Annotated in this window: 17 protein-coding genes, 1 tRNA gene and 1 pseudogene; 2 read left to right on the top strand and 17 right to left on the bottom strand. The window is 38.9% G+C overall.

Annotated elements, in window-relative coordinates; all coding sequences use genetic code 11:
* Positions 1-124: 124 nt before the first annotated feature.
* The 14 genes from M1F26_RS12565 to M1F26_RS12630 all read right to left on the bottom strand — a co-directional run bounded on the left by M1F26_RS12565 (position 125) and on the right by M1F26_RS12630 (position 12718).
* Entirely contained in the window at positions 125-457 is a 333-nt protein-coding gene (locus M1F26_RS12565) for a GAD-like domain-containing protein (RefSeq protein ID WP_094960744.1), read from the bottom strand.
* 18 nt (positions 458-475) lie between these two features.
* Positions 476-1105, bottom strand: coding sequence for a GAD-like domain-containing protein (locus M1F26_RS12570; RefSeq protein ID WP_140170758.1), 630 nt, complete (start codon positions 1103-1105; stop codon positions 476-478).
* A 94-nt stretch (positions 1106-1199) separates the two neighbouring features.
* Positions 1200-1592, bottom strand: a complete 393-nt coding sequence (locus tag M1F26_RS12575) for a thioredoxin family protein (protein WP_094960742.1) — start codon at positions 1590-1592, stop codon at positions 1200-1202.
* Positions 1585-2874, bottom strand: a complete 1290-nt coding sequence (locus tag M1F26_RS12580; protein WP_140170759.1) for a HEAT repeat domain-containing protein — start codon at positions 2872-2874, stop codon at positions 1585-1587. The genes M1F26_RS12575 and M1F26_RS12580 overlap by 8 nt, the downstream gene beginning before the upstream one ends.
* A 25-nt stretch (positions 2875-2899) precedes the next feature.
* Positions 2900-3862, bottom strand: coding sequence for a hypothetical protein (locus M1F26_RS12585; RefSeq protein WP_094960741.1), 963 nt, complete (start codon positions 3860-3862; stop codon positions 2900-2902).
* On the bottom strand, positions 3862-5445 hold the full coding sequence (locus M1F26_RS12590; RefSeq protein WP_140170760.1) for a PAAR-like domain-containing protein: 1584 nt from the start codon (positions 5443-5445) through the stop codon (positions 3862-3864). The genes M1F26_RS12585 and M1F26_RS12590 overlap by 1 nt, the downstream gene beginning before the upstream one ends.
* Positions 5446-6465, bottom strand: a complete 1020-nt coding sequence (locus M1F26_RS12595; RefSeq protein WP_140170761.1) for a 3-oxoacyl-ACP synthase — start codon at positions 6463-6465, stop codon at positions 5446-5448.
* A gap of 1 nt (position 6466) precedes the next feature.
* Positions 6467-7519 (bottom strand): DUF2169 domain-containing protein, encoded by a 1053-nt coding sequence (locus M1F26_RS12600; RefSeq protein WP_094960738.1) that lies wholly within the window; start codon positions 7517-7519, stop codon positions 6467-6469.
* Positions 7520-7533: 14 nt separating this feature from the next.
* Complete coding sequence (locus M1F26_RS12605) at positions 7534-8064, bottom strand: DUF6484 domain-containing protein (RefSeq protein ID WP_140170762.1); 531 nt, start codon at positions 8062-8064, stop codon at positions 7534-7536.
* Positions 8065-8066: 2 nt separating this feature from the next.
* Positions 8067-10256, bottom strand: coding sequence for a type VI secretion system Vgr family protein (locus M1F26_RS12610; RefSeq protein ID WP_140170763.1), 2190 nt, complete (start codon positions 10254-10256; stop codon positions 8067-8069).
* 84 nt (positions 10257-10340) lie between these two features.
* On the bottom strand, positions 10341-10859 hold the full coding sequence (locus M1F26_RS12615) for an Hcp family type VI secretion system effector (protein ID WP_004250011.1): 519 nt from the start codon (positions 10857-10859) through the stop codon (positions 10341-10343).
* A gap of 614 nt (positions 10860-11473) precedes the next feature.
* Entirely contained in the window at positions 11474-11674 is a 201-nt protein-coding gene (locus M1F26_RS12620) for a YcxB family protein (RefSeq protein ID WP_227528986.1), read from the bottom strand.
* A complete protein-coding gene (locus tag M1F26_RS12625; protein WP_227528819.1) occupies positions 11620-12048 on the bottom strand; it encodes a hypothetical protein in 429 nt (142 codons plus the stop codon). The genes M1F26_RS12620 and M1F26_RS12625 overlap by 55 nt, the downstream gene beginning before the upstream one ends.
* A gap of 205 nt (positions 12049-12253) precedes the next feature.
* A complete protein-coding gene (locus tag M1F26_RS12630; RefSeq protein WP_140170764.1) occupies positions 12254-12718 on the bottom strand; it encodes a hypothetical protein in 465 nt (154 codons plus the stop codon).
* A gap of 299 nt (positions 12719-13017) precedes the next feature.
* Here M1F26_RS12630 and M1F26_RS12635 point away from each other — a divergent pair, with 299 nt between their 5' ends.
* Positions 13018-13137 (top strand): DUF3944 domain-containing protein, encoded by a 120-nt coding sequence (locus M1F26_RS12635; protein ID WP_377145485.1) that lies wholly within the window; start codon positions 13018-13020, stop codon positions 13135-13137.
* 76 nt (positions 13138-13213) lie between these two features.
* On the opposite strand, the pseudogene M1F26_RS12640 reads toward M1F26_RS12635, so the two are convergent.
* Positions 13214-13390, bottom strand: a pseudogene (locus M1F26_RS12640) (Arm DNA-binding domain-containing protein); the annotation flags it as partial.
* Positions 13391-13577: 187 nt separating this feature from the next.
* Positions 13578-13665, bottom strand: a tRNA-Ser gene (locus M1F26_RS12645).
* A 182-nt stretch (positions 13666-13847) separates the two neighbouring features.
* Here M1F26_RS12645 and M1F26_RS12650 point away from each other — a divergent pair.
* A complete protein-coding gene (locus M1F26_RS12650) occupies positions 13848-14177 on the top strand; it encodes a TusE/DsrC/DsvC family sulfur relay protein (protein ID WP_004256090.1) in 330 nt (109 codons plus the stop codon).
* 7 nt (positions 14178-14184) lie between these two features.
* On the opposite strand, the gene M1F26_RS12655 is transcribed toward M1F26_RS12650, so the two are convergent.
* Positions 14185-14463, bottom strand: coding sequence for an acylphosphatase (locus M1F26_RS12655; RefSeq protein WP_004256093.1), 279 nt, complete (start codon positions 14461-14463; stop codon positions 14185-14187).
* Positions 14464-14680: the final 217 nt, after the last annotated feature.

The following is a 14680-nucleotide window of genomic DNA, read 5'->3' on the forward strand; positions in this document are numbered from 1 at the left end:
CGCCTCACTGCGGCTAAGGTATTCTTGCCCAAACTCATTATTCAGCTCACAATCACAAGAACTCAGTCTATTATTTAATTTATATTATTTCAGTAAATATATCATAGAAAATAAGAATGATATTTTAGATAAACTTGATTACAGGTGTAATTATTTTCCTTAATTCTAATAAATAATCAATAGCATTTACTTTGTTAGATGCATTAAAATTTAATGTTTCTAGTTTTTGGATAATGGGATCAAAGCAATAAATTTCATTTTCATTTAATCCCCCATATTTTTCAACTAAAGAAAAAAGACCATATTGATAACGACTCCAGCCTTCATTTACCCAACAATTAAGTAAGTTATCGGGTAAAATAGTTTTCCATCTCACAATATATTCAGGTGAAACATAACGAGAAGTTGTTGCTTCACCAAGACTATCGATTATTGATGCGAAGTAAAGATCTCTCATTATATTTTCTCTTTGAATCTAAATATTAATTTCATTAATTTCTGGTTCAGCCAATTGGGCTAAAATAGACAAATGAATACGTGCATCGACTTTTTGGATATGTTTAATATCAAGTTCCCCACCTAAAATAATCGCAGGTTCAAAACCAAATATTTCATTATCACCAAGAGGCCCAAGTTTTTTTACCGCTTTTTCAAAAAGACCTTCTTTACTATGTCTATCTATCTTAGAAAATGCAAATAGAGTCTCTATACTAATGTTTAAACTTTTTTCAGTATGCTGTTTTTTCAATTCTTTAGTTTGTACAAATAGAGTATTAAATGCCGTATTAATAACTACACACTGGCCAGTTCTTTCACCGCATAAATAGATATTCCCAAATCCATTAATAGCAATCGCATGAAAACTATCAATTTCCTCTAAATAAGTGTTTTCCAACCACTCATCGACAATATCCTCATAGTCATCAGGATCTACAATTGTAAATAATCCATTATAATAACTACTCCATCCTTCATTGTGCCAATAAGTTAAGAGTAATTCAGGTAACTTTCCTCGCCACTTATCGATTTCTTCCTCAGAAACAAAACGAGATATAGTGGCTTCTCCAAATTTTTCAACAAATAATTCAAAAGCTTCATCGCGCATCTTATTTTCCTTTTCCTCGGCAGACTTCTAATTCTATCGTTACTTTTATTAAATTGTTTGATTTACAGTAAGGCAAGGTATCCTGATAACCATATTAATACGGTGTTCTCTGTTGGAAATCAGGTGCACTTAAATACTCTCTTACGCCAGGATCAAACTCAACATCCATCACTTTATCTGAGTTTAAGATACTTATGATGGCGTCTAGTCCTGGCCTAATGGGACCTAAAAAATGAATATTTTGTTTCTTTTGTATCAGTACCACCGGAATTACATCTAGATCAATTTCACTCACTAATTCAGGATATTCATCGATATCAATCCAAATAAAACAATCATCAACAAATCTTTCAGACAAAAGTGTGAAAGTGTCTTTCCATGATTCACAATTATGGCACCAAGAAGCACAAAAGCTTATCACCAGTTTTTTTCCAAAGGCTGATTGATAACGAATATTATCTTTATTTAAATCTGGATAATTAATCACCTCTACTCCTTATATTTATTCGATTAAAGTAACAAATATTATTGTATTTAATTTTATTACTCAGATGAAATAAGTGCCAATTTGCTATATGTCTTTCAAGCTGACAACCATTTTGAATAACCGCCTCACAATGAGAAATAGAAATAGTTTTACCTAAAAGTACTTTCCCTTTAAAATTCAGTGATAGTACTGTCCTTTTTACTGCTTCTTGATTAACTTGATTAACACTTGATGAAAGAAAACGAACTCGGCTATCAACCGCTAATTCGGTCTGTTCTACAGAGGCAAATGTCAATTCAGGTGAATTCACATCAATGCCTGTAATCAAACAAATACCTTTAAATGCTAAGCGCGATAATTCAGGGACATCAAGATAACCAATAAGATTTTGAAGATAAGCGGTATTACCGGAATTAGCATAATAAACAATCTTTAAGTAATCAGGCAGTAATTGTATTTGTTCTGATAATACAACTCCATCAAGCATAGAAGATGTATAACCCATCAATCTAGCGATATTCTCTATTATTTGTGAATGAATTAAACCTTTACTTCCTTTTAAGCTATTTTCATTTAAATACAACTGAATGAGTTGAATTAATGCGGAATAAATACGATTATAGTCATCTGAAAGCCAACTAATTGCCTCTATAGCGGCATATTTTATTGTAAGGTCTGTTTCATGATTAAAGAGCTGCCATAGGTCTTCAGATACGCTATTTAGTCCCATATTTTTCGTATAGTCACATAGCGCTATTTTGACCTCTTTTGATGGGGAACTTAAATACTGTAAAAACGTTTCGTATTGAATAACCTCAGCATCATATGCTTTTATTTTCAATAGCGCGATATAAAACATAAATAAATCAATATCTTTAAGTATTGCTAATTGCGCATTTCTAGATGTGATTTCCACCCGAACTAGAGCATCTATAGCACCAATAAATGCATCAAAGCCTAATGTTTTTATCGTTCGCCAAAAATTATCAACGTCTTTCTCATTATCTAACTCATTAAAAAGCGAAGCATAAATAAAGGCATCCTCATAACCTTTCCAACGTTTTAATGCGGACAATGCTTCATGTAAACCAAGCTGCCCGGCATGATATAAACCGTCAAGGTTCGCGTTTAATAGTGCATTAAAGTGATTAAATCGCTCTACATTAATTAATGAAGAATAACGGCTTTCATGTAGCGTTTTATAATAAAACGTCGCATTATTCAGATGCTGCCGAATAATCGGAGTTGGATTTAGAAAATCAATAGAGATTACTGTTGACATATTTTTATCTACTAAACATGTTTTATTAACTATAAGGCCTAACAATCTTATGCCATACCGTTCCATCATACAGGTCTACACTATAATCACCCGCTACCACTAAAATGCCGTCACGCACATCCATATGGCCAGACAGAAGAACAGATTCATCACCATCCATCGGGCGTACCATTTCATTGCCGTCCCAACACTGTAAACGATAGTCATCACAAGCCCAGACTTTATCTTCAAACCAGCGCAGTTGATTCAGTAAAATCGTCGAGCCCCCGTGGTACAATTTTTCCCATTGGAATTGACGGCCACGCCATAGGCTGCCGCCTTCACCACCGATATACACATAACCATCTGGGGCGCACAGCACTGCGCTTAATTGTTCATTGGAGGGAAAGCCACAGGGGATCCATTGTTCACCATCATAGTGCCAGACATCCCCTTCACCGCCAACGGCATACATATCTTGCTCTGAAAAACCATCAAGATCCGTGAATCCCATATCGGTATCTGTTTCTCCACCTGGAATACCTTTTTGAAGTCGCACCCATTTTCCAATGTCGACACGTTTATAAATTTCACGTGCAGAGCCGACATAATAGGCATAACCTTCAATGCATTTGATATTTTTAGGATTTGCAAAATCACCTTCCATGACCTTTTCTAAGGGAAACTTAGAACCACTACCCATAGATTTTACAAACCCATCATCCCCTCTAGAAGCAAGCATCCCTTGTTCTTTTGGTTTGAAACAAACTCCCACTTTAGGACTATCAAACCCCTCAAATCTAATATAATCAATCGGGTCATCTGGTGTATCTAAATAAATACATAACAACTGTGAAGGTATTTCACTATTCCAGAGATTTCTGGCTTTTTCATAGGGAACATCTTTGCGTAAGCAAAAATACACGATATTTTTATCTCGGATTGCACATCCAGTAAAAATATACCCTTTGATATATTTAGCCCAATGTTCTTTAGTAACATAACTCATTATCTTTCCCTCTCTTTTTCAACTGTTATTGGATTACCTCGAGAGTCTTTGGCAGGCAATCGTGCATTCTTACACATCGGCAAGTAGTAGCCCTTAAGTTGTTCTCTTATGCAATGATTAGAACAGTTGGCATATGGAAATGTTTTTTTGTGGGAACGTACCGCCGCATCAATCGCCTGATCCATACTCAGTGTATTATTATCTAATTTATTATTTTTAACTAAGCGGCTAAGTTCATCATCCATCGCCGTATGAATACGCCCATGGCTTCCACCATGCCAAGAAGTTCCTTCGACACAAACAGTTGGGGCAATTGACGCATCATAATTTGGACAGGCGTCTTTTATCATATTGGAATAAATTAAATGATGCCCCGTTTGCCCTTTGCAACACCCGCCGTTGTTGGCCGGCTCCGTTTTACTCCCTCTAGCCCCCTTAATGGCATTTTTTACAGAATAGGGCACTAAATTGCATTTTCTTGCCCGTGCGCATGCATTTAATGAGGCTAATATTTCTTGCGTGTCTTCGGCTAACTTTTGGGCTCTTTTTATTTGTTCTTCAGGTGACAGATTTTTATAACTCTCCGCTTCTTTCATCAATTTCTTGATGTCTTCGGCTTTTTCGGATAACACTTTGATTTGCTCAAGCCCTTCTTCAGCCGCTGATTTAATAGAACTAATCTCAAAGCCAGAATAAGCAAGGTCGCCCAATGTCCAAATGGCCATTGCCGCATTTCCCCACGCTGGAACAGCACTACCCACAGCTTGTTTTGCAACTGCTTTCGCCCCTACTTTCCCCAAGGCTTTCATTGCTGCATTTTCAGCCATGTCCGTTAGCTTACTTTTTAATGCATTAACGTAATCCAACTCACTCTTTAATGTCTGTATCGACTCAGACATATCATCCATGTATTCTTTCGCCATTTCCTGCATTTCTTCAGGGGTATTTCCTGATACTTTTATTTCAAGCCCAGCACAATGGTCATCCGTCCAATGCCATTTTTTGCTGTTCTTTTTATTTTGTCGTTGCTTTTTTTTTGCTAAAGCTTTTCTGAGCTTGCTCTCTTTTTTGAGCGTTTGCTGTGTCTCTGAATTATCTTTATCCGGCTCACAACGTTTTTCAACTTGCGTATTTTCTTTATCACACGCTTTTAATCCCCCAAAAACACCGCGGGAAACATAAGGAAAAGTCGGTGTATTAGACGGAAAAGAACCATGGTTGTGTGTCATTAAATCTTGATGGCGGGCAACGCCATATCCTTCAAATTTCACATTCAATGACCATGAACGGAAATAAGCCTTACCTTTGATTACTCCCGTCATCACCCCTTTAGCTAACCCATAAGTGGCAGGTTCATCGCCAGTACTAGTAGAAAAAAATGAACGATCTTCCTGGGCTACCATGGTATTTTGAATAAACACCGTTGCGGTGCCATTTGATAACGCATCCGCTTTTGACGTATTTGGATAAGGAACTACACTTGGCCCTGGAGACCAGCAAGGGTCTGGAAATGCGGCCGTTGATACGCCATCAGATGCCTTAGAGCATGCTTCTCGATCATTAACATAGACACGTGTATCCATCTATTTAACCTCTTGATATTGTAAAATAATCGCCGTTCTTTCCCCGCTATCTGCGCTAGATATCACCAATCCGCTATCTCCGGGTCCTTCTAGATGTTTCATCCATTCAAACAAGGTTGCCAACATCATCACACTGCTTGCTGCTCCTGTTTCACCTAGGCTTTTAGCAATTAAATAATGAGGATAATGTGCAACTTTTTCTTTTAACGTACGAGTTGTTGCCAACGATATTTCTTTAAAATAAAAAGATTCGCCATTAGCGTCGCTAATGTGAAATTGAGTATCACTTAATGAAAGATATGAGCCTTGGCAAGCATGCTCAATTGCCTCTGATAAACTTTTTACTCTTAAGGGTAATTTAGTTTGAAGAATATGTGCCGCTTCTAGCTGAGTATCAAAACCAAGAATATTTACATGACTGTGCCTATTGTCTGCTAATGTCAAGGCGACTGAGGCTGCACCTTCCCCAGGAATAAAACCATCTCTGTTTTCTGAGTGTAATAACCGATGTGTGTCCATATAATGGCGAATAGTTTCTGCGTTAAAATAGCTATCGCACCCAATTAGTAATGCCACGTCAGCTGTTTGAGTTGACAATATTTCCTGTACAAAAGGCAGGGCTTCACCGATCCCGGCTTTACCTCGGTTAAATGCTATCGAGTTAGTATGAAAAGGATGTAAGACTGTCTCTGAAATCATCTTAAGCCATTGAGGGAACATTCCTGGCCTATCTTCTTCCGGTAATAATAAACACACTACAATGTGTTCTTTATCTACCGTGATGGTTTTTAGTGATTGCTCAATGACATCGTTAATTAAAGCAATAAATCGTGCAGGTCCCCATATTTGGCAGTCATATAACAGAGAGCCAATGATTGGGTGATTTAGTGTGTCTCGAAAATGAGTTTCCCGGAAATGGTCTAGCCCCGCTCGAATAGCCGCGGTAGCAGAAAATAGGTCCGTTCCCACAGGGGTACATAGTCCAGCAGAAATAATTGACAAATATGGTTTATCTTTCATCTTACCCCCGACATGTCGACACTGGTGCTTGGCGAGATACGTAACTATCTAATAATGGCCCTACAAGCACTTGTTCAACATCTTGAATAGTACGGATCTGATGATGACAACGCCAAATAACAGAGAAATAATTCTTTTCGGGTTCAAAATAGAGGGTATCTACCTTAGGTGTTAGCAATACTACCTCGCCATCACGCTGATATAATCGTACGGGGACATTATTTAACCTTGGAAGCTTGAAATGAATTTCTGGACGAGTCGGATGTATATTGGTTAACGTAATCACTTCATTACCGACAGGAAAATCAATCTGTTGGTCATCTGGTACAGATTGGAAATAACATTCATCAAAATCATCCGGTAGAAACGGTGCCGTTTCATTACGCCATTTATCATCGAAAGTTCCCGCGTATTTCACACGCTCCCCGTAATGGCGGGGTAATACTGAGAGGGCAATAGGCTTAACATCATTATCAGGTGCATCGACTAGTTCTTTTGGGTTTTCTAATTGGGGCATCATCATCTCCCCATTCGGTTTTTCTAAAGAAAAATAACCTCTTCCTAATGGATTAATAGAGTGAGAGATCATCTCATCTTGGAAATGATACTGCCCACCAAAAGCAAAACCATAATGTAAAGGAACGGTTGTAAACGGAGTCACATCACCTGCCGTATAATGTTCAGTTCCCTGTTGCCACTGTCGGTAACCAATGACAGAGAGACTTTTTTTCATTTCACCGACCTGTACCGATACCATTAAATGCTGAGTCGGTTCGGCATTCGGTGCAAACGCGTTAGCATTAAAGATCACATCACACTTATGCTTTCTTAAGACAAAGTCAGCATCATAAAGAGGAACAGAAGTTCCCACTTCACCAGTATATGTATCCGTATAAGCCAGTGCTTTAGGAGGAATAATTGGACGTGCAAGTTGATTATCATCAGGTAAATGGTAGCTAGCTTTCATCACCACAACCAGATATTCAAATCCCGCTTTATCAATCATCACTGTCGCTTTAGCCGTCGTATGTTTAGCGTTATTTATCAACTCCATATTCCTAGTCCCCTTCAATTAACTTGCACTGAACCGCCCTTAATACGGTTCGTTGCTGAAGCATAGTTATCAATATAAAGCGCTTTTATTTGCACAAAACCATCCGCAGTAAGAGTTAAACTCGACTCACCACACTGTAATGTAATAGATTCACTTGCTTGAATATGTAACTGCCCATGCTCTGGAGACGAAAACATCATGTTATTTAACGGAGTTTCTGGCAATATCATCGAATGATTGTTTTGTTGGATCAGCCCCATGATTAGTGGGTTCTGCTTATTACCATTGATAAATTGAATTGCACAAATTTTACCTATGTCTGACTCCACTATCGGCGCTAAACTCAACGCTAAAATAGGTGTATCAATCTCATTTAATACAATAAATACACTTTTCTCACTGTAGCTAACAAGCCGAGCTAATTGAATCGATGGAAGTCTTGCTTGCTCTTCAGCCAAAGAAAGAGGTTCTGTTTGTTCAATGATTTCATCTAGAAGTGATGGATCATTTGGTCGTATTTCATTGGTTATGGATAATTTTGTCATGACTAATTACCTAAAATAGTTTTAGCTTTAAATGTAATATCGCCATTAGCTTTAAGGAACTGATCACCTGACGTTTCAATAATAACTTCATGACCCTGAATACGAATATATCCGTCTTTATCCATTCGCAATATCGATTTTCCACACACTATTTCAAATGAATCGCCCGCAACATATTGGATATTTTCCTTGACTATCGACGTCTTATTCGCACCAACCCTTTGTTGATAATTTTCATTGACGTGCAATTTTTTACTTTCACCCACTTCTTCATCTTGGTTTAGGGTCACTTTGACCATTTGATTTTTTTCAACCACCTCTAAATGATCAGCCAACACATGCGTAGTCCGGTCATTCAACACTTTAGTATTCATGTCCTTCTGGGCATGAATAAACACTTCCTGTTTGCCGTTTTCATCCTCAAAGCGCAGCTCGTTAAACCCGTCCCCTTTATGGGTTTTCGTCCGAAATGTGGTACGGGTTTTATTTTCAGGAAAACTGATTGGGGTCGCATTGCGACCATCATAAGTACAGCCCGTGATAATCGGCCTATCAATATCTCCATTGAGGTAACTAATCTGAACGACCGTTCCGATGCGTGGCACCGCAGAGAAACCATAGCCGCCGCCGCTCCAGCCCATTGCAACACGCACCCAGCACGAGGCACTGTGGTCAGGCTCTCCACGTCTGTCCCAGTGAAAATGGACTTTCACCGCACCATGTTCATTGACATAGATTTCTTCACCCGGAGGGCCCACGACAGTCGCAACTTCATCACCATCCGCGGTTGGTTTATAACGATAAGGTGGCCGCCACTCTTGCGTGCCAGGGATAAAAGAAACACTGTTCGACAACTGAGTACCTTCTCCGCCACCATTGTCTGCCAGAGGTTGAACACCATGATGGCTCACGCTAATGACTTGCCAGCTGTCATTCATCGGGAGGTGTGGATGATTTGATAAGGTAAAGATTTTACCCGGCATCAAGGCAAAGCAGTTTGTTGTGGCACTACCCACCTTGCTCCCATTACGTAACTGTTCAAAACGAATTTGGGTGAGTGGTTTGCCCTCTTCATCCAATTGAAAACGGCCGTAACTTTCAAAGATGCTGTGCTGCCCACCCTTTTCCAATTTATTTTCATGTTGAAGTGGGTAGGAAGGGCGAATGAAATTATTGTCTTTATGAATGGTTTCATCCACACACAAGTATTCACCGTACTGCCATGTCATGGCGGTACTGTCGCTGATATCCGTATCCGCTTGCGGGTTATACATCAGGTTAATTCCCGCCGTCATCCCCATGTGTTCGTCACTGTAAAACAATTGGTTTTCTTCAAACCAAAAGTTAATCCCTTCCTCAAAGGCGAGACGACACCAAAAATCAAAGGCGGATTCTCGCTTTTGGGTGGTGTAAATACGTTTGGGATGTAAGTCATCACGGTAAAACTTGCAGTCCGACTTCACATGCGCTTCATCCAGCAAGGTTTTTAATATGGTCGGTACGTTTTGATTTTGAAAAATACGACTATCTTGATTCAGGGTCATCACCCACATTTCTGGACGAATATCAAAGTGATACCACGTTTTTACGCCATCCGTATTCCCTTGAACCGCCCCTGCTAAAATGCCATTCACTTTACGGACTTGGGCACCATCACGCTTGACTGTTAAAGAAGAGGCGACGCCAAGGTGTTTCTGAAAATCAATAAACGGTAAGGCACTAACAGCACTAATTGAAAGGGAAAATAACGAAGACAACCCTTCCGTTAAATTAAATTCGGTAACTTGAAAAGTTTCATCGGGTAGCCCAGCAATTGAGCATGTAAACACCAAGCCACTTTCCAGACTTCCCATGCCTAGTGCATCTAACAATGCCCCGTGAGCGGCTTGTAATGCCTGACTTTCTGAAAAAGTTTGCCCACCACCAAGTTTTAATCCACCACCAAATCCACCGCCATGGATAAGCGGGTTATTGGCTACACTGTTCAATTGGGATGTCGCCTGAGTTGCCATAGATGCCGCTGTTGATACCAAAGCCCCTCCTTGCTGGGCTAATGCTGCCGCTTTTTGCACTTTACTGGACACCAACTCATTGACTTTAGATTGCACTTTATTTTTAACTTGATTTACCGCTTCATCTTTGACAATAGAAACGGGGTCAATGGTGGTTTTTTTGGGGTCTTTGCTAAACATCACTAGTCTCCATGACAAAATGGATAAGAAGCGGGGAACGAAATAAAAGCGATGACGAGCCCAAAAGAGCCCGTCAAAAAGGTATTACGCTTCGAGCGGTGCGCGCCAGTCATCAGCACCCGATGTGCCTGCAACCGTGTGCTCCCAGTCCACTTTGCGGTAAGACAGAGAGACTTCGATTAACTGCGTGAAATCGGCTTTCGCAGGGTCTTGGCAGTGAGGCATTTGGCAGTCAATATTGACGATGGTTGCATCGGTCAGTGTGGTGGTGAAGAAATGCTCTTGTTTACCTTCCACTGAGGTGCGGTACCATTTCAGTTCCACTTTCGGCAGCATTTCGCCCGACGCTAACGCGTTATACAGCAGCGGAACGGCTTTATTTAACGCCACGGTAAAACGGAACGGCTTGTGTGCACGCTGACCTGAAGGTTGGCCGGATTGTGGGTCTGTCGGCACAGTCACAACGTGAGAAAATTCTTGCACTAACATTTGGTCTTCATGACCTTGTACATAGATGTTACCCACAGAATCAGCAGTAAATGCACCGGCAGTGATGTTGCCTTGGGTTTTTCCTTCAATGGAAATATAGCATGGAGTTGGCATAGCGATATCCTTTATCAAGAATGACAAATTGAGTTAAATAAATATAATTAACTGTTAATTTCCGTCATCTCAGCCAGTGCGCACGGTAAGATTTGAGTTAAGGATAATAAAAGCTTATGGATAGACTGTAAACCTAGCGGCCTTTTTGTATCTCCCTAGGATAAGTGACTTAGCGTAAACGGGTTGAAATATCGCTATATAATTTCAGAAAAACACTAAAAATGAATCATAACCGAATTATCATCGAACAAAAAATAGACCAAACTGCGATAAGCCCAGTAAGTTCTAATGTACATAGAAATAAACTATGTAACCAAATATTTCAATCGAAAAAGTAATTACAACAAATTGATTTTATTAAAATAGTTCCACAATCACCATACAAGTCTTGTAAGTTTAATTTTTCCTCCTTATTTTAATAGTGTATTAATCTGCACATATCTATTTTCTTGGTGGATAAATTCATATGAAATCAAACTAATTTCATTTAGCTCTGATAGAATCATTTTTTCATAGCGATAATAATTACATCATCTGTATCGTGTACGTATATTAGTTACGGTCAAGGCGTACAAGTCCAATAATAAATAACTAGACTGTACTTTGAGTATCTATCATGGTTTATGGTTATCAATCTGTTCCATAACAAACTGATATAATTTATCAAACTCGCCATCAGCTAAAACCCTCGCAGGGATAACAGAGCCTTCACCATCAGAAGCAAAAATAAACAGATACTCTTCCCTGATATAACATTCTTCTATATTTTGCCAAAAAACCTGACTAAGGTGCCCCTCGTCATATTGTCTATGTATTTCCTGTTAATTTTAACTTTGACTAGAGAATCAGGATCGCTATGTTCTTTTTCTTCATTTCTATATAAGTAATGCATTTCTATTCGAAAGGTTATATACAAGCATGCTAACGAGCTGACTAAGCCACAAAAAGAAAAAAGACCTAAGTTTTTTAAGCCAGAAAAACCATCTACAACTGAATAAGCCTTATACCCAATCATCAATAAGGCGATCCCCGATACAATCGATGCTATAGCTAATAAATTCCATAGATTAGTAAATAATCTGTATGGCATTTTTTCCTTATCTACAGTAACAGGCATTTGAATGAGTTTTCGTATTTTCTCTGCTTCCAATCTTGATGGTGAAAATTGAATTTGATAACGGCTTTTCATCAACTTTAATTCCTTAATTTATCATGAAGAATGAATACCAGAGTTGACTATACCTCTCTTCATATTCATGCATTAGCTATGGTCAAGGTATTCCGTTAATCGGTAAGTCCGGTGGCTGTCTTTCTGAAACCGAAGAAGCCGAAGTGGAATATTTTGATAGGTGATCAAAATGAGCCAACTACTCAAGTTGGCGCATTTGTTTTTATTACTTTGCTGATACTGACTGAAAACAATCTTTAACTCTAGAGGATTTAAAAAGAATATAAGTCAAGAAAATCATTATGATTGGTAATAATAATGCACCTATAACACCGCCTGTTTTCTCTGCCATGCTTGAAAACCCATTTCCTTCGAGTGCGTTATTAATCCCTTTAAATGCAGAAAAAATTGACATTAGCGTTATGATTGACCATAGAATTTTCAATAAAGCTGCTCCAATTTTTTTCTTCATTAAAACTAAAACCACAGTTAAAACTTCTACTGTCGGTAATACAAGTTGATACAATGTCAACCCAATAATTAAGAACGCCCCATCAGAGCTACTCCAGACATCAACTGATGAACTTAATCTCAACATGCTAGAAACGTAAAAAAAAGCGCCAGTTATATGTATAAGCATGAAAAGGGAAAAAACAATTAATATAACCCATAGAGAAGCGGGCATTTTCATAACGACCTCCTGTGTCAAAGGTCGTTATGTTAATTTAACTTAAGTCAAGTGTTATTATTTTGTTCAATGTCGCTTCTTGCGTATTTTTATGCCTATTGATACTCAACGATTTTTCAAATATATATCACTGACACGAAACCCAATAATTAAATTAATATCAATCAGTTAAATTAAATCCATGACACCCCCTGTCATTTCCCTTCATTTTTCTCTCGAAAAAAAGCCAAATAGCCGGACATAACCTGCCTGGTGAGGTTGTTATCGTGGTGTTCTCTTTTTCAAGCTAGGGAATAACACTGATGGCAACTTACCGATTAGATACCGATTTAGCGTTTTTACGTGAATGCAGTAATGAAAAACTGGGCTTGCTTGTGTCTGTACTGACTCATGACAGTATTGATTCACCGTTCATTGTCTAACATACGCCACCAGAGCAGCGTCCCCCGCTGTTCGGGGCTTTTATGTCATCACACAAACTATTGTGAAACGGCGTTTAACGGTTGGATAAATTCCAATAGCTAAAAGTTTCTCTTTACCATCGATTCGGTATATTAACCGCCAATATTTTCCGTCATTAGTTTAAACCGATAGATACAGCCCACCACCATCAGATAGTTTTTAGTCTTTTTCTTTAGGCTTACTGGAATCAATTTGCTTAACGGTTAGCTTCATTTGGGGGTACTCAAATCATGGGGTATAAATGTACCCCCATATGTACCACCTAAAGGGGGTAGTTTTCAATAGACGATAGTAGACGTTGGAATAATGGGATTTAGTTGGAATGCTTGTTTGCTTGTTTGTTTGTTTGTATAACTTCAGGGAATTGGAAGACTTTAGAAAATGTTGCTAGAAGTGAAGATGGCGGAGGAGGAGAGATTCGAACTCTCGGATGGTTTCCCATCGGCGGTTTTCAAGACCGCTGCCTTCAGCCGCTCGGCCACCCCTCCGCAATGACGTGCACTATAAACATCCTCTCATTGTATGTAAACCCCTAATTTGATCATTCGCTTTAAAAATATACGCCTTTCATACTGTTGGGTGAAAATATCGACATTCTAACGACTTTACTTGGGTTATATCTCGATTTTTGCTAAATTTACGTTCTAATTTTATTTGAGTTGAAAAGAGTATGTTGGTTTTTAATAATCAAGAGATAGAAACAGACGCGCAAGGTTACCTGCTTGATAGCCAACAATGGAGCGAAGAATTAATTCCTTTGCTAGCGCAGCAAGAAGATATTGAAATTACCAATGAACACCTAGAGATTATCCGTTTCGTCAGGAACTTCTATTTGGAATTTAATACCTCACCTGCTATTCGCATGTTGGTTAAAGCAGTTTCTCAACAATTTGGCGAAGAAAAAGGCAATAGCCGCTATCTATACCGGCTATTTCCAAAAGGGCCAGCTAAGCAAGCCACTAAACTTGCTGGCCTGCCAAAACCGGTGAAATGTATTTAATTTTTCACTAATAGCGGACACTAAAGTCCGCTATTGGCTCGGTCTTCCAGTTTTCTGTGAAAAAATGGTCTACTTTTGCTCCCGGTGGTCCCCCAGCTTTTAGCCACTCATCAACAAATTCAATATCTTGCTCTGTTCCGTAAACGGCTAGCTTAACACTGCCATCATCTCGGTTACACACAAAACCTTTTATGCCGTTCTGATTAGCCCAATGATAGGTTTGGTAACGAAACCCAACCCCTTGAACACGACCATAAATATAAAAATATCGACCTGATGCAGTCATGTGAGCCTCCGTTGTCAGAGCATAATGTATTGATACCTTCTTTTTAACAGTTGTTTTTTATTCATTGAACAGATAATCTGCTAAATGAGGCACTGCTTTTCATAGTTGCGTATAAAGACAGTGTATTGCGTTATTAATAATTGTCCATATATTAGCTTGAAAACGCGTAGCACTGCCCATATATAGTTTGAAGTATAAGCAAGGCTTTTAGGAGGTC

Source organism: Providencia sp. PROV048 (genome assembly GCF_033688165.1).
GTDB lineage: Bacteria > Pseudomonadota > Gammaproteobacteria > Enterobacterales > Enterobacteriaceae > Providencia > Providencia hangzhouensis.